Below are 22,478 nucleotides of genomic sequence, written 5' to 3' on the forward strand. Positions count from 1 at the left end.
CTACTTGAGCGGAAAACTGAAAGTCATTAACATCTAGCAGATTGTTGAGGTAACTATGATACTTAAGAGTCAGCGTCCGCGCAGTATGATTTTCTCGCCGAAGATAATCTCGAACTGAAGACCGACTATCCAGGAAGATTCGCGCTTCTGGTCAAATTCATCCTGCGGCCAGTGCATGCCCACCCATGACTCAATAAAAAACCATTCGCGCAGATAGCGCTGGCGATAGATGCCGCGAAAGCCATAGTCTCTCAGAGGCACCGGATGAGCGGTTTCACCCTGGATCCAAGTCTCGCCGGCATAGGCTCGATTCTCAGAATACAAATAAAACAGGGAGGCCGATGTCCGCCAACGCACGCCTTCAGAACGTTGGGAAAAGGTACCGCGGCCGGACCAGCGCCCCAGCCAGCGCTCCCCCATGCCGATCTCGTAGTCAAGGCGTTGCGATCCACCAAAGCCATCACTGTTGCGCCAGAAGCCCACTGATTGCCAGCGTAGCTGACTGCGGCTGCTTATTTGCCTATTCTCCAGATAACGTACGCGCCCATAAGGATCAAAGCTTAGCCCTTCCCCAATGCCAGCTCCTAGGGAAAGCCTACGCCGATTCTGAATGATCGGATCATAACCAAACCCGATCAGCCATTCATTGTCGGCATTGGGACTGCGCAGCAGTACCGGCCGGATAATTTCGTCTCCGCTTATAAATTCGTCGAAGCTCAGTCTACCTATCACTGCCGAGAAACGGTTCGCCATGTGGGGCAGATAAAGTCGCGTCCGCATACTTGCTATCGTGCCCCAGCCGTCATCCTGATCCCATCTTGGGCCGAGTACAAGACGGCCTTCTGTTATTGCTAATCTTGGCTTAGCGGTGGGTTGGTCATCAAACCAGCGTGGGTCGCCGAAAAAGCGATCGACCCAACGTGCCGTAGTATCCACAGTGGAGGTCATGGTACGCTGCATAATGTCAAGCAAGTGTTCGTCTTTATTTTTCTCCTCGCGCTTGTGTTCGTTGTTGCCACTAACTGAACGCGATTCGCTCTTATCTTTGTAATTGCTCACTTTATCTTGTGCCAGCGCCGCTATGCTGTTTGCCAGGTACAGGCTACCGCTAAGTATCAAGGCAAGCGAATAATTCTGAACAAGATTCGCCATAACTATAAAAAACGCTTTTTGCGACCCATAAATGCAAGTGGAAACATTGATCACAAAGGTTTAATCAAGCAGGGTCTTACCGCAAATAACTCAACCAAGATTGGTAGTATAAGACTCATTTTTTTAATGTTTCTTTAGATAAAGAAAGTTCCAGAATATAAAATTTAAAATCTGGGGTGCTAGGCTGTAGTACTACAAATTTTTACTCATTGTCGCCAGCTTTGATTATGGAGCTTAAAAGTGCTATCTGATATTAAGCAAAAACCAGCTTGTGTAGTGGCATGCGAAAGGCGCTAGTGATATTTCAATGACAAAATGCTGCCTTGATAATTCCTGAGAGATGTTTTATCAGCAAAGAAAAGCGTATTAAAAGTCGTGCAAAGCAAGTTCAATTAAAACTCTGTTGTTCCTGGTGGAGGCCTCAATGTCGAAACACATTCAGCAATCAGATGTAGCCAAAATTGCGACGCTCTGTACACTGATCGATGTGTGTGTAGAGCGGAAGCCACAGCTATCTATTCACTCCAGAAGCACGGAGTTCAAATCTGGAGCTATCGAGAACTTTCCGTTAATGTCTTAGCGCTTGCGCGCAGATTAGTAAAACTCGGTGTGAGAAAAGGTGATGGGGTTGCCTTGCTTGCATTCAATCGCTCCGAAACCATTGTGGCTGCGCTTTGCGATCCTAAAAGCGGGTGCGGCAGTCGTACCGATCGATGCACAGCTTGGCACACAAACGCTCGAATTTATCTCATTGACAGCCAGGTGCGCATAGCCTTTGTGACTGAAGACCATCTGGCGCGGTTCGAAGCCCTGGCCAGCACCCAGAGTCTGCAGCTTATTGTATACGATGGAGATGAAGCTAATCCACACCACTGGCGTCAACTGGTAGTAGGTGAGGAAGTGGTTCTGCCTGAAGTCTATCCCGCTAATGCAGCGGCCCTGTTTTATACCTCGGGTACCACTGGGCAGCCCAAAGGCGTGCCGCTTACCCATGCTAACATCATTTTTTCGTTCCATAGTCTATTCCAAACCCGCGTCACGCTGACGGACGACAGACTGCTGCTGTTGTTGCTCTTACACCATGTGTTTCCTTTCGTCTGCGGCATGCTGTTGCCACTTGCATTAGGGCTAACGATTGTATTACCCCATGCTCTGACAGGACCACAAATCGTGTGAGCCATGCAGCAAGGTGAGGCTACCATTATCGTCAGTGTTCCTCGTCTCTATGACGCCTCTACAGTGTGATCGCTGCGCGTATGTGCGCCCAGGGTAAAGCTGCTTATTCCTTTTTTTACTACATGCTTCGTTATCCCTGTACTTGCGTGGTGTATTTGGCTGGCGCGTGGGGCAATGGCTGTTCCGGTCGCTGCATCAGCGCTTTGCACCCTCGTTGCGGCTAACCGTTTGCGGCGGTGCCGCACTTAATCCCGAGCTTGCTTGGAAGCTTGAGGGATTAGGCTGCCAACTGATAGTTGGTTATGGTATGACTGGGAGAGCCCCTAACATTAGCTACGACCATCCCGATAGTCTTCGCATCGCTAGTGCCGGCAAACCGTTTCCCAGTGTGCAAGTCCGTCTGATGCTTTTCGCTGAATGGAGTGGAAGAGATCAAGCATATGGTGAAGTGCAGGTACGCGCCCCAATGTCTTCACTGGTTATCATCATCTGCCTGAAGAAACAGCCAAGGCGTTTACTGCTGATGGCTGGTTCCGTACTGGCGATCTCGGCCGTTTCGATACAGAGGGCTATCTTTTCCTATTTGGTCGGGCTTCGACATTGATGGTGACGGAAGGCGATGAAAACGTTCAACCGGAAGATGTCGAGGAGGTTTATCAACAATATCCAGTCATTCGCGAGTTGGGGATCCTGGCAGAGAAGGGGCGACTCGTTGCCGTTATTGTTCCAGAGATGCGTGAAGTTCGGCGTCGGAACAGCGATATCGAAAGCGCCGTACGCGAAGCGCTCATGTCAGCCGCGCATACCCTTCCCTCTTATCAGCGTATCTCGGACTATGGCATCATGCGCGATTCCTTGCCACGCACACGCCTGGGCAAGCTACAATGGCATCGTTTGAAGGAGCAGTATTTAGACGTGAAAAGGTCCGTAGCAACCAGTGAGACAGCGAGTGGACCTATGGCATTGGAAGAACTCATCGAACGGATCGGGCGCTGTTCGATGATCCTGTTGCTCGCAGCGTGTGGGAATGGCTAACGACACGCTACGCACCCAAGCGACTGACACTCAATACCAGCCCACAACTCGATCTCGGTATGGATTCGATCAAATGGTTGAATGTGACGCTCGAAATCGGTAAGCGCACCGGTGTAGACTTGAGTGAAGAAGCTATCAGCCGTATCGATACGGTACGCGATCTGCTGTGAGAGGTGATCGAGGCTTCTGCAGCCAGATCGGCTGCGACGCCGATTGAGCAACCAGAAGAATTTCTATCGTTACAGCAAAACATTGGTTGAGACTACACGAGCCGTTTTTATCAGCGGTAGTACGGAGGCTCCATGCGCTTAAACGTCAGCTGATGCGAGTTTTTTTGTGTACGTGCGCAGGATTGGAACATGTGCCTGCCGACAACCAGTTCGTACTGGTCAGCAACCATGTCAATTTCCTTGATCCTTTTGTGCTTGCTGCCGTGCTCGATTATCGGTGCTTGCAACGTACTTACTGGACTGGATTTACCGGTGCAGCATTCCGCAATATAATGTTTCGTGCGCTGAGCAGAATCGCGCAGGTGGTGCCAATTGACCAGGAGAGTAAGGCTATTTCCAATCTAGCTTTCGGTTCAGCCGTTCTGCGCAGGGAAGGTAACCGGGTCTGGTTTCCCGAAGGCCGTCGATCGGTTACCGGGTAGTTACAACCCTTCCGGCCAGGAACTGGGATGATTCTCTCGCGTTATCCAGTCACGGTAGTACCTGCTGCTATTAGGGGGGTTTATGAATCACTTTCAGTAGGGACACTGTGGCCACATTTCTGGCCTATTGCCGTAATTTTTGGGCCACCCCTCCAACTGCAAGAACTGGCATCAGGTGGAAAAGAATGAAGCGCAGAAGCACGCATCGTGCACGAACTCGAAGATGCAGTGGCTAAATTGCTGGCAGAAGCTGAGCGACAAAAAATACAGAAGTGAATGAATGGTATCTTTGCACATGCATTTGTCTGATTCCATTTCTAAACCAAAACTGACTTTGTCGGCTTCATCTTGCCGTATTATTGATGCTGTCTGCGGCTCGCCTTCGCCGCATTTTTGATTTGGAAATGGAATGAGATGCTCAAGATTGATCAATACTTATTTGTTATTATCGTTATCATTTCCGTACCCATCGACCATTCTCTTTTTGGAACCAAGTGCCGGTAGGGAGTTTCTTAAATATTTCGATAGCATAAACTTTACCAACCTGGTCAACACCTACCCGTTGGGCAGTAGCCTTTTCCTGATAAATTGCTTTACGTTGAGTATTAATGGCATTAGCCTGAGCCTGAGCGTTGGGGTTTCTGGCAATGACATATCCACTATAACTTTCACCTATTGCTCCTGAGGCACGCAGCTGTTCCAGGTTATCGGCCCGGACAGGTGCACCGTAAAGTGATAATGTCAAAAAGATAGCACTAAAGATTTCCAGTAAAGGTTTTGTTTTTAGAAAGTATGGAATATGGAGCATGATATTTTCCTTATTGATTTCATTTGATACTAGAAGACATTTGGATTGGCCTCAATGTCTTTTTTCGCCTCTTCTTCAAGCTGTACGCGTATATCGGCATCCAGCTTGACATTAACGTTAATAGTGATAGGTTCTTGTGGTGCTTCGACTTTGACTGTGGGGGCGCAGGCGGTGATTAACAGACAGCAAAGCATCAATGATCCCAGGCTAAATGGGATATTTCTTATTTGATAAGTTTCGTACATGATTGCAATTCCTTTACTGATTGATCCCTAGAGCCGGATGTTGCCACGATCGTATAATAATCATAACAACCCATATACTAATACAATTTATTTGAGAAATAATTAATGTAGCCTGAATAGATCGTGCAGTACTTCGTTAGATAACCTGTAGCCCTGATTAATGGCTTCTAGAATCTCACCAATATTACTTTCAAGATTAATATTCAAACGAAACATCCGGCCCTTTTTAACATTTGGATTATTCCCCAGCAGAGAGAGTGTAGCTATCAGGTCATGAGTAGCGGATTTGTTCAGCTTTAATGATAGTTCGGTATAGTGAAAATCCTGCAGCACTTGAAGTAATAGTTCCATTTCTTTGCCTGTGTTTGCCAGCATCTGCGCGGCTTTTTCAGATTGGAATTGCAATATGCCTGGCATTTCTGCCTCAAGGTGGCTGTTTCGAATGATGATATGATCGTCTTCGAGCATGATGGGAATGCTGCCGTCGAGACGGCCGTTCCCCGCCAATCCTTCTACTTTAATCAGATCAAAAAGAGCCTTGAGTTCGATATTATTTACGAGTATTAAGATGTCATTGCGAACAGAAGTTGGATCGATGAGTGTGGGCCCTAAAGACACGATGCCGCCGAGCAAGAAAAGGTTTGCTTTTTCGAGAATAATTCGAGGGGGTGAATCTTTAATTTGATAGGAAACCATCAGATTTTCCATGGCAATACCCGAATCAATATGTCGAATAGTCAAGTTTTGCTGGGGTGGGCTGCGCGGCGACAATAAGTCAATTAAATCCAGTGTTGCATTCAGCCCGCTGATTTTGACGGCCTGATGGATAAACGATACATTATTTAAATCAAGTATGCTGCTGCTGCGTATGCCATTCTTGGACCATTTAAACTTAACCCTAGCGCTGACCATGCCACTTACATCCTCCAACTGGGCAAGAGCGGGAAAAAGTGTTTTAGGTTGCAGGCCATCAGCTGCAAAAGTTAAAGGGGCAATCATTATCTTCAGCATGCCTTCCTTGCCATCAAGCGCCTGCTCCCCTATGATTCTCAAATAGCGTGTGCCGGGTAGCCCACCGACAGCATCGATCGTATATGCCTGAGGTTGTCCATGAACAGACTTGCTTTTAATCTTGCCAGAAAGGGAGAATGGGGCGAAGTAAGGTGTAGATACTTGATGAGATAGCTGACCAATCGTGAAGTCAGCAATCTTGTCATTCTCGGTAGTACCAAAGTTTAGGGTGGCTGCTATATCATTCAGTCGGATTTGTGATTGTAGTAGAGTCAGACTTGCATGACGCATCATACCTAGACCTTGATATTTTTCACCTGAGCCAAGTTTTCCGCTTAAGGATATTTTTCCTGGATAAATTTGTGCCTCTACCGCTGCCGCTTGTTTCTGTTTAACCAGTAATGTAATGGGACTAGGTAGTAGTACAAGGTGATGATTAAGTGCCGTTCCCCGCGAACTTTTTACCCGCTCGATATCCATCTTCTGGATAGACAGGCCTAAAGAGCTCTTGAGAGTGATAGCATCAATCGGGTCAATTTTTTTAATGGTGACCTGCCCCGGTTTTTGCAGTCCCATTCGCCAAGTGTCATGCTCAAAACGAATCTGCAGCGGCAAGACAGCAGAGGTAGCGCGGGCAACTATCGGCCCGATAACGAGCCGGTCTGTTTCGGCATGCAGCTCAAGTTTTCCTGAACCCTTGGTTAACGCAGCATCTAGCCTGAGCAGACCATTCAGATTTGATAACTTTTGCGCATGGCTGAGGCTTTGCAGTTCCAGCCGGGCTTGACCGGCCAGCGTAAGATGCTGCAGCCAGCCGAGACCATCCAAATCATGCAGCGCATTATGGTAGAGCTCTTGAAAAGGAGGAGTCTGTCCTGTAACTTTCATTTGTAATGTGACCATTCCACTATCTGGCTTTGCAAGACCAAGCAATTGCCATGGATAATGGTTGGCTGCATCGCTTGCGTTTAGAACCAGTTCAATGTCAGGTGTATTATCATAATGACGTACCGTGGCATCAAGATGTGCCACGAGAGAGTCATCGGAAGCCATGAGTTTTCCCGTTAGGTGTGCGTTATTTTCATTCATTTGCAAGTTGAATCTGGCTTGCTCAAAAACTTTTTCCTCCTGTTCGCTATTAGGCAGATGAATATCGGATAGCACGAATTCAGCTTTGATGTGTTGTGGCTGCATTGCTGATAATACGAAAGCAGCCTGGCCAGAGAGGTTAAAAATTTCTATCTGGGGAAAATTCAGTTTCCCTTCTGAGACAGTGATCTCGCCTTGGAGATGTCCCTGAGTACCCATGGCGATAGCAAGCGAGCTTTTTACTTGAACGAGTGAATCTTTAATTTCAGCGTCGAGATGAACAGTCGGAATGCCTGAATCAGCTTGAATAAAGTTACCTTCCAGCGTGATGGCAAAGTTACCCTGTACCGAACGCAAATGAATAATTGAATCCCATAATGAAATAGCAGGTAGCCAAATCGCACCGGTATCTTCTCCAGTCGATGGAATGACCGATTGAAGTGAACCCAAAAGAGGTTGATCACTGCTCAAATCAAGCGCCGCTTGCAGCCCACTTATTTCAACTGAGCCTACTCTACCCGCCAGCAGGTCGCGCAAACGCCAGGTGATATGAATTTTGCTGATTTGCAGCTCATTATCCTTCCCTATAGACAAATTACGCAAAAGCAGGCTATTGAACGAAACATGCGTAACCGCAAGCGAATGAAGCAGGATCCCCTGTTTGCGTAGCTGATCGCTGATGAATGACGCTAGCAGAGGAAGAGAAACTATGTAGAAGCTAAACACAGTTATACTGAAGCCGGCAATGAAAAGTAACCAAGTAGCTAGATGCTTGTTCATCTTACAAATGGAGATTATTTGCAATCGTTAATAGAACTATTGTAGCAACTGGCCGGAGCCTCTCAGTGATAGTTTCTGCAAAAATACAGAGAAGAGTAGAACGAGTAATAGAAAATCATCCTTTTGTTACAATAAAAGCCAACCATGGCGTTATGGTCGCGATTACTCCTGAAAAACTCATCCAGTATGAATCAAGCATGAAGCGTGTTATCCCGTTTTTTGTCCTCCTTGTATTGATCATTTTAAGTATGACTCCTTGTTATGCAGTGAACGTGAGCTTTAAAGGAGGCCCAAGAATCAAGAGCGATGAGGGTAATTTTGAGATAGGACTCAACGGTCGCGCGCATCTGGATGTTCATTCATTTTATCCAGACCAAGCTGATCCCAATTATCCTCCATTCGGTAGTCAACTTCTCAGCAGTAATGATCGCGATGGGTTTAACTGGCGCCGTACCTACGCTACGCTCACAGGCAAAATCTACAGCTTGAATTTCAAATTTGAAAATGACTTTGCTGTCAATGCTAATAGTGCTTTCCCGCATAGCCTGCGTGAAGCCTGGCTTTCAACCAAACTAGGCCCAGGCCAGATTACACTGGGGCAATTCAAACCGTATCGTGGTATGGAAGAATTAACCAGCTCCAACGAAATTACTCTGATGGAACGTCCATCCACTTCCTCTACCGGCATATATAGCGGACGACAGTTTTTAACTGGCATCGGTTATAAAGCAATGATCAGGGACAATATGGGCTTCGGTATCGATGTCATGAGTCTTTCCCATTTTGGTTTACCTATTGAAGGGATAACTTATGGTGGCCGCATGGTGTGGTTGCCGCTGGATAAAGAAGGCAACATTCTTCATCTTGGCTTCTCTCTCAGCAGAGATACGGCTAGTAAAGATTCGTTACCTGCCAAGATAGTCGATATCTACGGGGGGCGTGAGGGGATAAGCCAATCTTTAGGGATGGCAGGGACAAGTCCAGGCGCACCGAAGAGTAATAGCCAATCGACTTTCTCTGCTGAAGCAGCGTATGCTTTCAAGGCGTTAACGCTACAAGGTGAATATGCGATATCGCATCTTGATAATACCCACCAAGTAAATGGAAACACAAAAGATTCCACTATCCATGCCTTCTATATCCAGGCAAGCTGGTTTGTAACTGGAGAGAATGCAGTTTATAAGAAGGATCGTGGTACTTTTGGCAAGCCAAAACCGATCAGGAAATTGGGCGCACTGGAGCTTGCCGCCCGCTATGATCTCGCTGAGAACGTCAATCAAAGCCTTGGCGCGGATCCCTGCAAGACAGGGACTTCGAAATGCCAGGTTCAAGTCATCACGCTGGGTATTAATTGGTATCCTTACCAAAATATCCGTTTTATGCTGAATTATTACCTGACTGAAGCTAATATCGGTCATACAGGTTCTGAAACACTAACGCGCAAAGATAATCCTTCAGTACTTTCTTTCCGCACTCAGTTAAGTTTCTAATTCTATTTCTAAATCAAAATTGACTTTGTCGGCTTCACCTTGCCGTATTATTCATACTGTCTACGGCTCGCTTTCGCGTCATGTTTGATTTGGAAATGGAATAATCTGAAATTTAGCAAATTTGCTGCTAACTTAAAGAAAAGTTGAAGAAATATTTTCAATGAATAAAATGAGTTTTTAACAATAACCAAAGCTAGAGGAAGCATTATTTCTGATCAGCGTGATTATTATGAGGTATTGGGTGTCGCCAAGGATGCCGATCAAAAGGCCATCAAGGATGCTTTTCGTACTCTTGCGCTGAAGTATCATCCAGACCGTAACAAAGATCCTGGGGCTGAGGAGCGTTTTAAGGAAATTGCTGAAGCTTATGCGATTCTCTCTGATCCGCAGAAGCGGGCAGAATATGATGCGCGCGGGTTTGCGGGAGTGGCAGGAACCAGCCGTGAGGATTTATTCAGCGGTATCAATTTTGAGGATATTTTTGGTGGACTCAATTTTGATTTCGGCATGGGTAATCTGTTTGATAGTTTCTTTCGTCGAGGGAGGCAAGGTAGGGAACGAGAAAGAGCAGTTCGTGGCGCAAATATCGAGGTAGAACTTTACGTCACACTGGAACGGGTGGCAGCAGGTGGGGAAGAAGTTGTGCATGTGCTGCGTCCTGCGGCTTGTCCAGCCTGTCATGGTACAGGAGGTGAAGGAGGTGTTGCGCCACGTAAATGTGAAACATGTGGTGGCACTGGGCGCATCACACATAGTCGTCGTGAGGAAAAAGAACACCTGTTGATTCAGCAGATTATTCTCTGCTCTGCTTGCCATGGGCGTGGGAGCATCATCGACCATCCTTGCCGGGAATGTAATGGCAGCGGTGAGGTCGAACAAGAGGAAGTATTGACGGTAAAAATCCCGGTGGGGATTGAGGAGGGCATGGCATTGCGCATTCCTGGCAAAGGAATGTCAAGTCCTTCGCCTGATGGTGTCGCAGGCGATCTATATGTGGTGGTACGCACACGGCAAGACGCGCGCTTTGAGCGAGCGGGCGCTGATTTGTGGCACACCGTATTGCTACCGCTTACTGATGCTGTGCTGGGAACCCGACTCAATATGCAGACATTGCACGGCTCGATCGACGTGACCGTGCCCCCAGGCACACAGCCTGATGCGGTATTGCGTCTGAAAGGAAAAGGATTGCCCGCATTTAGAGGCGCACGAACTGGCGATCTCTATTTGCGGGTTCGATTGAATGTGCCGGAGCATCCCTGCCGGGAAGAGCGGGAATTATATGAGCAATTGCGTGTGATTAGTCGCAAAGTGCATGAAGAAAAACCTGAATAAGTCATTCCATTTCCAGATTAAACATGACTCGAATGCCATGACGCGAAGGCGAGCCGCAGACAGTATAAATAATACGACAAGATGAAGCCGACAAAGTCAGTTTTGATTTAGAAATGGAATAATAAATATGCTACTGTAACTTCTGACTAGGTTTTCCTTAACATGATGAATATATTATCCATGATTTAGGAGGCGGATGAGAATGGCTGCCAAGCTGAGACCCATACATCATTTACCTGTCAAAATACTGCCCCAGCCGGATGAGACGACCTGTGGCCCGACTTGCTTGCATGCTGTGTATGACTACTGGGGCAGGAACGAGTCGCTGGAAGATCTCATTGCCCGCATCCGCAAAGTGGAAAGCGGCAGGGGCACATTTGATGTTTTTCTGGCTTGCGATGCTTTACGCAATGGTTTTCAGGCCACTATCTATACCTACAATCTGAAGGTATTCGATCCAACCTGGTTTGTGACAGGGGTGGATATTGCTGAGCGACTGCGCCAGCAGCGGGAGGCCAAGATGGATCACAGACTGCGTTACGTTACGGAAGGCTATCTTGAATTCCTGAGTCTGGGTGGGCGACTACGCTTGGCCGATCTTTCTTATGCATTGATTCATGGCTTATTGCGTCGTGGTCTTCCGATTCTGACTGGATTGAGTGCGACGTTTTTGTATCGTGCCGCGCGCGAGCATGGACCGGATGATATACCGGATGATATATGCGGTTTCCCTGCGGGCCATTTCGTGGTTATCGCAGGTTATAATCGCACTAGGCGTATGCTGTTAATAGCTGATCCTTATGGGCCGACCCAGGAATACTGGAGTAATATTGACCGGGTGATCGGAGCGATTTTGTTGGGAATTGTGACGTATGATTCCAACTTGTTAGTCATCCATCCTCCACGAACACTCGAACAACAGACGATTGAGCTATCATGAGCAACCTCATTGTTGTCAGCAATCCTCATGATTGGCCACTGAATATTCCTGATATAACGGTGGTGCCTGCCAGAGTGTATTTGACTGAGCCGACCTATGGCAGCCAGCTCAGCAGAGTGCGTGTCTTCAATCTATGTAAATCCTATCGCTACCAAAGCCTAGGCTATTATGTTTCACTACTGGCTGAAGCTCGCGGGCATAAGCCTTTTCCTCGGGTGAACGTTATCGAGGATCTGCTATCCCCAGGTTTGGTGCGATTGATTACTGAGAATCTGGATAAACAGATACAAAAATCACTGGCTTTAATCAAATCAGAGCAATTCGAGCTTAGCATTTATTTTGGCCGTAATGTGGCCAAACATTACGATCAGCTCAGTCGCCAGTTGTTTAATTTGTTGCCGGCGCCATTGCTGCGTGCTTATTTCGATCGTCAGGGGGATCAGTGGCGCATTCGCAACATCAAGGCTATCGCTGCGAGCGATATTCCATTGCAACACCAGGGCTTTGTCATGCAGGCTGCCACAGATTATTTTTCCGGACGCAAGCCATGGATACAGAAGCAAATTGTACCTCGTTATGATTTAGCTATTCTGCGTGACCCAAACGATCCTGAGCCGCCCTCCAATGCCAAGGCAATGAAACAATTCGAGAAGGCAGCAGAAAATCTTGGCATGCATGTCGAATTTATTACGCGTACTGATTTTGGCCGATTACCTGAATTTGATGCGCTGTTTATACGTGATACGACCTATGTCAATCATTACACTTATCGCTTCTCACGGCGGGCTGCTGCCGAAGGTTTGGTGGTAATTGATGACCCAAATTCCATTCTCAAGTGCAACAACAAAGTATATCTGGCCGAATTAATGGTCCGGCACCGCATTCCCGTACCTAAAACTTTATTGGTTCATCGGGACAATGTCGAACAGGTCATTCCTGCGCTCACCTTGCCATGTGTGCTCAAGCAGCCGGATAGCTCATTCTCGCTGGGGGTAGCGAAAGTTACGACGGAAGAAGAGTTGCGTCACAAGGTGCATGAATTGCTGGACAAATCAGAGCTGATCGTTGCCCAGGAATATCTGCCAACCGAATTCGACTGGCGTGTAGCCATACTGGATCGTCGCCCCTTATTTGTCTGCAAATATTACATGGCGCCGGGGCACTGGCAGATTGTCAAGCATGGCGCACACAAACATGATTACGTCGAAGGACTCACACAAGCTTTCTCACTGGAAGAAGCTCCGCCCAAGGTAGTGAAAATGGCGCTCAAGGCAGCCAATCTGATCGGTGATGGTTTGTATGGAGTAGATATCAAGGAGGTCGGCAAGCGCTGTTATGTCATCGAAATTAATGATAATCCCAACGTCGATGCTGGCAATGAGGATGGTATTCTCCAGGATATCTTGTATCAACAGATTATGACGATATTTTTGCATCGATTGGATCGGCGTAAGCAAGCAGGGGAATGGTGAAGGCCATGTTGCCCGCTTTCTCAAGTTACGGCATTGAATTGGAATACATGATTGTCGATCGCGAAAGCCTTTCCGTTCTACCTATTGCAGATGAAGTGCTGCATAAACTTTCGGGCAAATATGTTTCTGAAGTCGAGTGCGGTCGGCTGGCCTGGTCCAATGAGCTCGTTCTGCATCTGCTTGAACTCAAGAATGCTGAGCCTGAGCCGAATATTGAATCTCTTGCCGTATTGTTTCAGAAAGAAATTCAGCACATCAATAATGAACTTGAATTGATGGGTGCTAGATTGATGCCTTCTGCCATGCATCCCTGGATGAACCCCCGAATCGAGACACGATTATGGCCGCATGATCATGCAGAAATCTATCGTGCTTATGATCATATTTTTGATTGCAAACGCCATGGCTGGGCCAACCTGCAGAGCATGCATCTCAATATGCCTTTTGCTGACGATGCCGAATTCGCCCGCTTGCATGCTGCCATCCGGCTGTTGTTACCCATTTTGCCTGCACTGGCAGCCAGCTCACCAATTGTTGAAGGGTATCAAGCCAGTTTTCTGGATTGCCGCATGCAAAATTACCTGACACATCAAATCAAAATCCCTTCGACCATGGGCAAAGTGATACCAGACACGATCACGACTCGTGCTGCCTATGAAAAGCAGATTCTAGCGCCGATGTATCAAGAGATCACTGCGCTCGACCCAAAAGGCATCTTACAGCATGAATGGTTCAATGTACGGGGTGCAGCAGCACGTTTTGTACGCAATGCCATCGAAATCCGGGTAATCGATATACAGGAATGCCCGTATGTCGATCTGGCTATCGCTGCAGTGGTGCGTGATGTCGTGCATGCATTGTATAACCAGCATACCGCACCATTCGCTAATCAGCAGGCGATCAGTACTGATTCTCTGGCCAAGATCCTAAACGACTGCATACGAGATGCCGAGCAAGCCAGAATTACTGACCAGGAATATCTGAGACTAATGGGCTGCTCTGCACAACACTGCGAAGCACGCGAGCTGTGGCAGCATTTAATTGCCTCAGTCCTGTCAGAGCGAAGTGTACAACCCTGGCAGCAGGCGTTAACCGTAATTCTGGAACAGGGCACGCTGGCACGCCGTATCTTGCGTGCTGTTGATCAGGATTTTAGTCTGGCGCGGCTAAAAACTGTCTACAGAGAACTATGCGATTGCTTGCATGCAGGGCGGCTGTTTGTTGGAATAAGTTAAAGCCAAGCAGAGAGAATGTGATGTGATCTAGGCGGTTTACTTTATCATTAGCTGTGCACACGGTGGCAATCATATCCCATGCCAATTTCATAACCTGTTCCGTATAAGACTGTTTAGCCCTGATTCAAGATTGCCCGGCGGCTTGTGGGGCTTAATTTCCTTGGCAAGCTCACCTTGTTTGTCAACATACCTCAATTTTTCTTATTCTTTTTTTAAAGATTTTCTTTAGTCATTTTTAAAGATTTTCCTTATAACTAATTAAGGCATGTGCTTATTTTTATTGCATGAAATGCCATATACGATTCCTACTGAAATAGGGGGTTATGTAAAACATTTTGATGAAACTGGGAATAGTTTCTAAGGAGAAAAAAAATGAATCTATTCAATAAAAAAACTATACTTGTAAGCATCCTTCTTGCGTTTGGTGCCTCCGGACATGTATTGGCTAACCCAATAAATACTTCAGCGAGTGGAACGAGTTCTACTAAGGTGGCTACCATTACCGACAACATTCATGGTAGCTCTCAAGCAAATCAACTGGATCAAGCCAGTAAACAAACACAACCACGGCAACAAATCAAACAGAAGAAAAACAAAAAATTTCACCGAACGATCTATCCTATGTTCCCATAGATCAAGCGCTGCCCAGACCAAAAGAGTCATCAATACTGCTTGAAAGATAATAGAAATACCTATTAGTCAGGCCCATGCCAAGCGCAAAATTCAACTCTTCCTGCCGTTTTTTGTGACGGCAGTTTTTTATTTTGTGGATCTGGTGTGGTAGAACTGGTCGAATCTGTTTTCTTATTATTGGCTAGGACCAGATCGTGCCAGTCACTCATCTAAATTAAGTGTAGATGCAATCTTGTAATTCGGCACAATTACTTAAATACTTGATCTTTTCAGTTTATTCACTTAGGTGCCGCCTGGAACAACAACGTTAAATTGAATAGTTTGTGCTGCCAATTGAGTAATTAAGTACAAATATTTGAATTTTATTTGGTCATTTGTCAAAACTTTCAATGCTCTACTTTCATGTCCTATGAAAAAGAGCGTTTATTTTTTCTATACATCGATTTAAGTGACGGGGAGATCGAAATGAACGAAACCCAAGCCATGATGAAGCATATCCAGCAGGCTCTTGAAAATGAGCCGCGCATCAATCCGCATCGTTACCCGGTGAAGGTAAGCGTGGTGCAAGACTCGGTGGTGATGGAGGGAGAGGTCGCAGACATCGCCGCCAAGAAGCTCGCTCTCCAAGCAGCGAGCGCAATCGTAGGTACGCGTGGAGTTGTCGACCGGTTATCTGTCGCGCCCTGTGAGCGGCGCGGTGATGGCGCGATCCGCATTTCTCTCGCCAACTTCCTGCTGAACACGAACGAGCTGCGCAACTGCGCGATTCGCGGCATGAGCAATAGTAAGCTTGAGACGTTACGCGAGGCGCCGCCCGAAAACGGCGGATCGATCGACTTTGAAGTCAAGGGAGGGATCGTTACGCTCTACGGCACAGTGATCAGTCTTTCACACAAACGTATTGCCGAAGTACTTGCCTGGTGGACGCCCGGCTGCTGCAACGTCGTCAACTCGCTCAACGTCGTGCCATCGGAGGAGGACACTGACTACGAAGTCATTGATGCCGTGCGCCTAGTGCTCGAGATGGACCCGTTCGTGCAGCCCGAACAGATCGACGTCAAGTGCAGTAACTATGTGGTGACGCTTGAGGGCTACGTGCGCACTGCTGACGAGGGCCGCCGCGCCGAGCTTGATGCCTGGTACGTGTTTGCCGTCACACGTGTAATTAACAACCTCGAATTGCTCAGCTAGGCTTCAACAGGTCGCAGCGACGAGCTCACTGACAGATAATCCTATCCTTATTCATCTTTATAGGAGATATATGGCAAGTAAATTATTTTTTTGCTACTTCTCATTGTTCTTATTCCATTTCTAAATCAAAACTGACTTTGTCGGCTTCACCTTGCCCTATTATTTATCCTGTCTGCGGTTCGCCTTCGCGTCATTTTTGATTTAGAAATGGAATTGTTTGATCATAAGTGGTGTGAATCCGAAAATGTTGCTTGAAAATTTTTTGCTTTGGAACTAATCGGGCTCCTCCCCATTCCATCAGATATGAAGATTCTTAAACCTGGTCAAAATTGTTGGCGTGTCCAAACAGCAGACCGTATTGCCTTTCTGGTGGACGGTGCCGCTTATTTTCGAGCATTCCACGCCACAGCCTTGCGTGCACAACGCTCGCTGTTAATACTCGCATGGGACATTTACAGTGATTTTCTGCTCATCCGAAACGGAGATGATGATGGTCGGCCCAAGACGCTAAGATCGCTGCTTAATTATCTTGCCGAGTCTGAGCCAGAATTCCAGGCCTACGTGCTCGATTGGGACTTCATAATGCTCTATGGCATGGAGCGAGAATGGCTGCCAGCTTATCAATTGGATTGGCGTACTCACCAACGAGTCCATTTCTGGCTTGACGATTGCCATCCTCTCGGTGCCTGCCATCACCAGAAAGTGGTAGTGGCAGATGATACCGTGGCGTTCTGTGGTGGTCTGGATTTGACTCGGGGACGCTGGGACACGCCCGAACATAAAGCTAATGACCTGCGGCGTGATGAAGGCAATGGTCCATCAATTCCCTATCATGATGTGCAACTGATGGTAGCAGGTCCTGTTGCCCGCTCGCTTGGCGAGTTGGTGCGCGATCGCTGGCAACGGGCATGTAAGGATACCATCCCTTCTCACGCGCCACGATCAGTTGCAGAGCTATGGCCAGATGACGTGCCCGTGGATGTAGAGGATGTGCGCGTCGCCATTGCTCGCACCGAGCCGGCTCATCAGGGCTGTACCGAGATTCGTGAGGTCGAACGTCTATACGTGGATGCGATTGCTGCGGCCCAGCGATCGATCTATATCGAGAATCAGTACCTCACCTCCGCAGTTATCGGTGACGCTCTCGCCCGACGCCTTGAGGAGCCGGAAGGTCCTGAAGTAGTTATTGTGACCGGCAAATCTACGTGCGGCTGGCTGTCTCAAGTAACTATGGATGTGCTGCGGGCCAAATTCACGCACAAGCTGCAGCAAAGAGATCACCGAGGGCGCCTGCGTGTGCTCTACCCAGAAATCCCTGAGCTTGGTGAGACCAACATTAATGTCCATTCCAAAGTAATGGTAGTGGACGATATTTTCGTACGTGTCGGCTCTTCCAATTTGAACAATCGCTCGATGGGTATCGATACAGAATGCGATCTTGCCTTCGAATCCGAAGGTCGCGAGGATATCTGCACCGCAATCGCTGGTTTTCGTAATCGGTTGCTGGCGGAACACCTTGGTGTTGAACCCAAGCAGGTCGCCCAGGCAACCGCGAACTTGGGCTCATTGACGCGAGCCATCGACGCGTTGTCCGGCAATGGCCGTACGCTGCGGCCTGTGCCTCTGCTCCTAGAAGTGCCTGAGGTAGTCGAGGAATTCGTGTCCGAGACGACGCTAGTGGATCCTGATGAGCCAATCGATCCAGACCGGTTGGCCGAACAGTTCGTTTATGAAGAGGAACGACCACCAGCGCGGCGACGCGTAACAGTATGGATAATCATATTACTGTTCCTGGCGGCATTGGCGGCAATGTGGCGCTGGACACCGTTATCGGAATACCTTGATTACAAAACGCTGCTCCTCGCCCTCGGAGCATTCGCCGAACTTCCCGCTGCTCCCTTGTTAGCAGTAGTTGGTGTGACAATCCTCGGGCTGGTGATGTTTCCAATTACTTTGCTCATTATCGTAACTATCATGGCTTTTGGACCTTTTACTGGCTTCTTCTGTGCATTTGCTGGTGCGCTTAGCTGCGCGCTAGCTGGTTATGGGGTCGGCGCTTACCTCGGCCGCAATGTGGTGTATCGGATTGGCAATGGCCGGTTAAATCGTATCAGCTTGCGGCTGGCGAAGCAGGGCATGCTGGCTGTCATATTCTTCCGCGTGGTTCCCATTGCCCCTTACACAATCACCAATTTGGTAGCTGGCGCTTCCCACATCAAACTCAAAGATTTCTTCTGGGGCACTGTGATCGGTATGTGGCCCGGCATTGCTGCCATTACGCTTTTTACCGATCGCATTCACGCTATGTTGGTAGAGCCTAGTTGGAAAAGCGCTATCATGCTAGCTCTGGTCTTCGGCGGCATTGCTCTTATCGGCTACGGACTGGTCACCTGGCTTAAGCGCCGTATCAGCATGAAACCGATAACAAAAAAGGACTGAAACCGATAACCGTGATCATCGCTACGTATAACATCCACCGCTGCTACGGTAATGATGGCTGCTTCTCACCCGAGCGTATTCGTATAGTGTTAAGAGAGCTAGACGCAGACATCATTGCACTTCAGGAAGTGGAGACACGCCAAGACGGTGGACTCGATCTGCTTGAGTTCTTCGCCGAAGATGCGTATCAGCCGATCGCTGGACCAACCATGCTGAAAGAGAATGCTCATTACGGTAATGCACTCCTCAGCCGATTACCAGTGGAGCAAGTCTTTAAGTATGATCTGTCTGTTCCAGGCCGGGAACCGCGCGGGGCCATCGACGTACGTATCCGGGCAAAAAATACAGCTGCACGTTTGGTAGCGACCCATTTCGGCTTGTCAGTCAGAGAACGCCGTATTCAAGCACAGCGATTGCTGGAATTGATGGAACCACAAAGTGAGCCAGTAGAGATTCTGCTAGGTGATCTCAACGAGTGGTTTCTTAGGGGGCAGCTGCTCCGCTGGTTCCACCAGGCGTTCGTCGAGACACCATCACTGGCTACTTATCCTGCCTGCTTCCCGCTGTTGGCGCTTGATCGGCTCTGGGTCCGCCCTAACTCAGTGCTGCGCCAACTGCAACGTTATCGCTCACCTATGGCGCAAGTGGCGTCCGATCATCTGCCATTACGCGCTGAACTTGATCTGTCAGAAATTTATGCAGAATAGGGGGGCAGGCCCTGAGGAATCCCCATAAATTTTTTTGCCCCCTTAATTCAGTCAGTCATAAGTCCAAATTGGTTGTGACGACATACACCTGTGTCGCTATCCACTTTCAATGGAGTTGAATCAGAAGGGCATCGTTACATCCAGAGAAAATAGAAATTGATCCTTTTTCCCATCAAATGGCCGAAATGCCATATCAATGCCATCAGCTCTGTCATAGCGGATATTTGTTCGGATCATGATATTGCGGATCGGCTCCCAACCCCTTTTCCAGCGTTGCCCTGGTTTCCAATTCATGCCCACCGTGGCTGCATAATAATCTGCGGGAGCACTGATGAAAGGAACGTTGCCTGCGTAGCTCACGCCTTTATTGTTCAATGCGGATAGTATGCGATAGGGTGAGAAAACACGCCAGCCATTGCGATCATGGAAACGCTCAGCACGAATGCCGAGGGAAAGGTCGCGAAGAAGATCATAAGTCAGGTGGGTGTTGATGCTATACCACGCTGCATTATGAATGCCATCAGGCAAGTTGATGTTGCTGGCCCAGCCGTAGGTGTGCTGTAGTACCATGTGCGTCTTGGGGGTGAGCCAATGTTGCAGCACGAGGCTGTACATCATCCAGGGCTCATTGACAGCGGTTTGTCCATAAGTACCGCCGAGTTGTGCCGAAGTTCTTTTATCGTCGCTGTCCCATACGATATTTGCCAGCCCTCCCCAGTTATCCAGTTGCTTATCAAAAACTCCATCCCAACCACCCGTTGCACTACCTGTCGTTGCGCCGCCTTGAATAATCCAATTTTGATTGGCGGTATAAGTACCTAGAAATCCTACATGGGTGAAAGGCTCGCCACTGTTAAGGATATAGGCTCGAGTGTAAAAAAAGTTATCAGGGGCGGGAACGGTTTCGTAACCCAGCGGGGTATAAAAATGCCCGGCCTTGATATTGAGGCCGTTACCAACCGGTAGGTAAGCTTCTAGATAGGCTTGTGGAAGAGCGATCCCGTAGGTGCGGGTTGATTTACAGCACAAATTGAGATCCCAGTTACCCCTACTATCCGTTGGTTCGCCAGTATTCTCATCAAATGCGGATATACCAAAAGCCTGAGTAAAGATAGCATCTGTTCCAAACAAAAAGTCGAAGCGGCCTCCAATATCCCATTTTGCACCTTCTGATTCGACATTGCGTTGTAAATACAAATAGAGTTGATTTAACTGAAATCGATTAGCACGATCCGCAAACGTTACCGCGCCATTGAAGCCATCGGAAGGGTTATTTGCATTGTAAGTTGCGCCGCCATTGATCCAACCTCCGAATTCCAGTCCACTTTGAGTGAACAGATTAGATAGGCTATTAGCATGAGTAGTATTTAGAATCAAAAAAAACAACAATAGAATTCCTGTTGCCGCGAATATCACTTGATTGAGGTTGCTAGATACATAATTCATTTTTTCCTGCTCGTGCCTTTCATGAAAACTAGACAGATCATGTCTTTGATCACATAAAAAAGAGAGTAATGCTCATGAAATAAACGGCGTACACAGTATTTCAATGAACCAAAAAAAACAAAAATGACGCTGGCGGCTCAGCTTTTTTTAAATTCATTACCCTCTAGAATTTACATACTTTTTGCTAAAAAAATACTAATTTAATGGAGAGCCTGCAGCCTCTTCTCTTATTAAACCGAACTCTTGTTTTTCTTGATCTCGTGCCATTTTTCGGTGAAGGGCGGCTTCTTTCATATTCTCTTGAATAGCATTCTCATACATACGAATGTTTGCTGAGGTATGCGACCGAATATCTTGTCCCCGTCGCCCGTAATAGTAAGAGTGGCTATCATAGTCTTTAAGCCGCTCCTTCTGGGCTTTTAGCTTTGCTTTCATCTCATTCGCCGCTTCTTCGTAGTAGTTAGCCATGGCATCATGATTGTTAGGGTCTATGGTGTGCAGTTTCCCACTATAAAGGTCATTACTTGGAACACTTCCTATTGGGCTCATTTGCGCACAGCCAACTAAGAAGCCAAGCATTAGAATAATCATCGAAAAAGTCAATCTTTTCATCATAATCTCTCCATCAACTTACTTTAATTTCACCCCCGTTTCCTTATTTAAAAGCTTTTATCAAAAATATTGTGTCAATATCTCATTAGGAATAACCATATCAAGAATACGTTCATTTGGGGATACGAAGCTGTACTAAACTTGACTGGCCAAAATGGCATTTTATTTAATGGTAAAGATGATTCACCATAATATTACTCATAATAATATTATGGTTTTTAATACATTAACCCTGTTTACTACATTTATATTTGTTTTCATGATGGCATAGTACCGTTATAAAAATAAAAAATAAGTAGTAAAAAAAGAAATTAATTGTATCATTTTTGGATACAATAAAAATAGATAGGTTGATGCTAGAAGCTTTGATAGAAGAATTTCCAAATGAAGGAGGTATCCAACAGAAATGCTAGAATTTGAATAGACGGAGTTTGACTATAACCACTACATGGCAAGATGAAGTAGCACCGTATTTGCTGGTATACCGCATGACCTCAAGTAACGAGGAAGCCGGTAAGAAAAATATTTTTTCACCGCTGACGATTGAAGCGTTTATCTCGGCTGGTTAAAGGGGTATGCAATACATGCGGTGTGATATGTTGGCGTATTGCCTGACGATAAACCACAGTCATCTTATTGCTGTTCCGGAAACGGGCGAAGGGTTGCGGAAGGTTTTAAAATCGCTGCACATGCATTATGCCCTGAGAATTAATTAGGGTCTGTTGACATTTCACATAGGTAGCCACAGATATCCACACGCTATGGCTACCATACTCTCGTAATTTCGCTTCAGTTTGTCGTATCGCGTTGCTATTGCCCGATACTGTTTTAGCCTGGCAAAAGCATTCTCCACCCAATGCCGGTATTGATATAAACCCCAATCCATATCTGCATTACCCTTCAACGAGTTGCGCTTTCTCGGTATCACAGCCTGAACCCCCTTCTTCGTTATCTGTTCCCGTAACCATTCGCTGTCATAGCCCTTGTCCGCAACTATTGTTTTTGCGTCAGGCAACCTGGCAATCAAATCAGG

At 47.1% G+C, this 22,478-nt stretch carries 23 protein-coding genes; 16 read left to right on the plus strand and 7 right to left on the minus strand.

The genetic code is table 11. The features are described 5' to 3' along the window. Nucleotides 1-69: 69 nt before the first annotated feature. Entirely contained in the window at nucleotides 70-1,152 is a 1,083-nt protein-coding gene (locus BM122_RS01685) for a hypothetical protein (RefSeq protein WP_074903060.1), read from the minus strand. A gap of 489 nt (nucleotides 1,153-1,641) precedes the next feature. Here BM122_RS01685 and BM122_RS01690 point away from each other — a divergent pair, with 489 nt between their 5' ends. The 6 genes from BM122_RS01690 to BM122_RS23055 all read left to right on the plus strand — a co-directional run bounded on the left by BM122_RS01690 (nucleotide 1,642) and on the right by BM122_RS23055 (nucleotide 4,204). Then, nucleotides 1,642-2,328, plus strand: a complete 687-nt coding sequence (locus BM122_RS01690) for an AMP-binding protein (protein WP_074903062.1) — start codon at nucleotides 1,642-1,644, stop codon at nucleotides 2,326-2,328. A 166-nt stretch (nucleotides 2,329-2,494) separates the two neighbouring features. After that, complete coding sequence (locus tag BM122_RS22125; RefSeq protein WP_177198015.1) at nucleotides 2,495-2,932, plus strand: AMP-binding protein; 438 nt, start codon at nucleotides 2,495-2,497, stop codon at nucleotides 2,930-2,932. Continuing rightward, nucleotides 2,932-3,363 (plus strand): hypothetical protein, encoded by a 432-nt coding sequence (locus BM122_RS01700; protein ID WP_442753403.1) that lies wholly within the window; start codon nucleotides 2,932-2,934, stop codon nucleotides 3,361-3,363. The genes BM122_RS22125 and BM122_RS01700 overlap by 1 nt, the downstream gene beginning before the upstream one ends. Next, nucleotides 3,348-3,533, plus strand: a complete 186-nt coding sequence (locus tag BM122_RS01705) for an acyl carrier protein (RefSeq protein ID WP_074903068.1) — start codon at nucleotides 3,348-3,350, stop codon at nucleotides 3,531-3,533. Before BM122_RS01700 ends, BM122_RS01705 begins: the two co-directional genes overlap by 16 nt. 86 nt (nucleotides 3,534-3,619) lie before the next feature. Next, the gene (locus tag BM122_RS01710) at nucleotides 3,620-4,015 is read left to right on the plus strand and encodes a lysophospholipid acyltransferase family protein (protein ID WP_143083269.1); all 396 of its coding nucleotides are present in this window, start codon (nucleotides 3,620-3,622) and stop codon (nucleotides 4,013-4,015) included. A gap of 27 nt (nucleotides 4,016-4,042) precedes the next feature. Next, nucleotides 4,043-4,204 (plus strand): lysophospholipid acyltransferase family protein, encoded by a 162-nt coding sequence (locus BM122_RS23055; RefSeq protein WP_177198016.1) that lies wholly within the window; start codon nucleotides 4,043-4,045, stop codon nucleotides 4,202-4,204. A 265-nt stretch (nucleotides 4,205-4,469) separates the two neighbouring features. On the opposite strand, the gene BM122_RS01715 is transcribed toward BM122_RS23055, so the two are convergent. The 3 genes from BM122_RS01715 to BM122_RS01725 form a co-directional block, all read right to left on the minus strand. Continuing rightward, the gene (locus tag BM122_RS01715) at nucleotides 4,470-4,823 is read right to left on the minus strand and encodes a YdbL family probable chaperone protein (RefSeq protein WP_074903073.1); all 354 of its coding nucleotides are present in this window, start codon (nucleotides 4,821-4,823) and stop codon (nucleotides 4,470-4,472) included. 29 nt (nucleotides 4,824-4,852) lie between these two features. Further along, entirely contained in the window at nucleotides 4,853-5,068 is a 216-nt protein-coding gene (locus BM122_RS01720) for a YnbE family lipoprotein (RefSeq protein ID WP_074903075.1), read from the minus strand. A 102-nt stretch (nucleotides 5,069-5,170) separates the two neighbouring features. Then, nucleotides 5,171-7,948 carry an intermembrane phospholipid transport YdbH family protein gene (locus BM122_RS01725; RefSeq protein WP_074903077.1) on the minus strand — a complete coding sequence of 926 codons (2,778 nt, stop codon included), beginning with the start codon at nucleotides 7,946-7,948 and terminating at the stop codon, nucleotides 5,171-5,173. A gap of 65 nt (nucleotides 7,949-8,013) precedes the next feature. Between BM122_RS01725 and BM122_RS01730 the strand changes: the two genes are divergently transcribed. The 9 genes from BM122_RS01730 to BM122_RS23060 all read left to right on the plus strand — a co-directional run bounded on the left by BM122_RS01730 (nucleotide 8,014) and on the right by BM122_RS23060 (nucleotide 19,387). Beyond that, complete coding sequence (locus tag BM122_RS01730) at nucleotides 8,014-9,438, plus strand: OprO/OprP family phosphate-selective porin (RefSeq protein WP_256211830.1); 1,425 nt, start codon at nucleotides 8,014-8,016, stop codon at nucleotides 9,436-9,438. A gap of 207 nt (nucleotides 9,439-9,645) precedes the next feature. Further along, on the plus strand, nucleotides 9,646-10,770 hold the full coding sequence (gene dnaJ, locus BM122_RS01735) for a molecular chaperone DnaJ (protein ID WP_074903079.1): 1,125 nt from the start codon (nucleotides 9,646-9,648) through the stop codon (nucleotides 10,768-10,770). Between the two features lie 202 nt (nucleotides 10,771-10,972). Further along, nucleotides 10,973-11,710, plus strand: a complete 738-nt coding sequence (locus BM122_RS01740) for a C39 family peptidase (protein WP_143083270.1) — start codon at nucleotides 10,973-10,975, stop codon at nucleotides 11,708-11,710. After that, the gene (locus BM122_RS01745; RefSeq protein ID WP_074903082.1) at nucleotides 11,707-13,182 is read left to right on the plus strand and encodes a RimK family protein; all 1,476 of its coding nucleotides are present in this window, start codon (nucleotides 11,707-11,709) and stop codon (nucleotides 13,180-13,182) included. Before BM122_RS01740 ends, BM122_RS01745 begins: the two co-directional genes overlap by 4 nt. A 5-nt stretch (nucleotides 13,183-13,187) precedes the next feature. Continuing rightward, nucleotides 13,188-14,417, plus strand: coding sequence for a carboxylate-amine ligase (locus tag BM122_RS01750; protein WP_256211831.1), 1,230 nt, complete (start codon nucleotides 13,188-13,190; stop codon nucleotides 14,415-14,417). Nucleotides 14,418-14,789: 372 nt separating this feature from the next. Beyond that, on the plus strand, nucleotides 14,790-15,050 hold the full coding sequence (locus BM122_RS01755) for a hypothetical protein (RefSeq protein ID WP_074903085.1): 261 nt from the start codon (nucleotides 14,790-14,792) through the stop codon (nucleotides 15,048-15,050). 402 nt (nucleotides 15,051-15,452) lie between these two features. After that, on the plus strand, nucleotides 15,453-16,241 hold the full coding sequence (locus BM122_RS01760; protein WP_256211832.1) for a BON domain-containing protein: 789 nt from the start codon (nucleotides 15,453-15,455) through the stop codon (nucleotides 16,239-16,241). A gap of 303 nt (nucleotides 16,242-16,544) precedes the next feature. Then, on the plus strand, nucleotides 16,545-18,680 hold the full coding sequence (locus BM122_RS01765) for a VTT domain-containing protein (protein ID WP_074903087.1): 2,136 nt from the start codon (nucleotides 16,545-16,547) through the stop codon (nucleotides 18,678-18,680). A gap of 11 nt (nucleotides 18,681-18,691) precedes the next feature. Then, entirely contained in the window at nucleotides 18,692-19,387 is a 696-nt protein-coding gene (locus tag BM122_RS23060; protein WP_256211833.1) for an endonuclease/exonuclease/phosphatase family protein, read from the plus strand. A gap of 120 nt (nucleotides 19,388-19,507) precedes the next feature. Here the strand turns inward: BM122_RS23060 and BM122_RS01775 are convergent, their stop codons facing one another. Further along, entirely contained in the window at nucleotides 19,508-20,833 is a 1,326-nt protein-coding gene (locus BM122_RS01775; RefSeq protein WP_074903090.1) for a porin, read from the minus strand. 195 nt (nucleotides 20,834-21,028) lie between these two features. Then, nucleotides 21,029-21,448 (minus strand): hypothetical protein, encoded by a 420-nt coding sequence (locus BM122_RS01780; RefSeq protein ID WP_083398279.1) that lies wholly within the window; start codon nucleotides 21,446-21,448, stop codon nucleotides 21,029-21,031. A gap of 428 nt (nucleotides 21,449-21,876) precedes the next feature. Between BM122_RS01780 and BM122_RS23065 the strand changes: the two genes are divergently transcribed. Next, complete coding sequence (locus tag BM122_RS23065; RefSeq protein WP_177198017.1) at nucleotides 21,877-22,014, plus strand: hypothetical protein; 138 nt, start codon at nucleotides 21,877-21,879, stop codon at nucleotides 22,012-22,014. Nucleotides 22,015-22,175: 161 nt separating this feature from the next. Here the strand turns inward: BM122_RS23065 and BM122_RS01785 are convergent. Further along, nucleotides 22,176-22,478, minus strand: a 303-nt coding sequence (locus BM122_RS01785) for a transposase (RefSeq protein ID WP_143083271.1), incomplete at its 5' end; no start/stop codon positions are given.

Source organism: Nitrosomonas communis (assembly GCF_900114745.1).
Lineage (GTDB): Bacteria > Pseudomonadota > Gammaproteobacteria > Burkholderiales > Nitrosomonadaceae > Nitrosomonas > Nitrosomonas communis_A.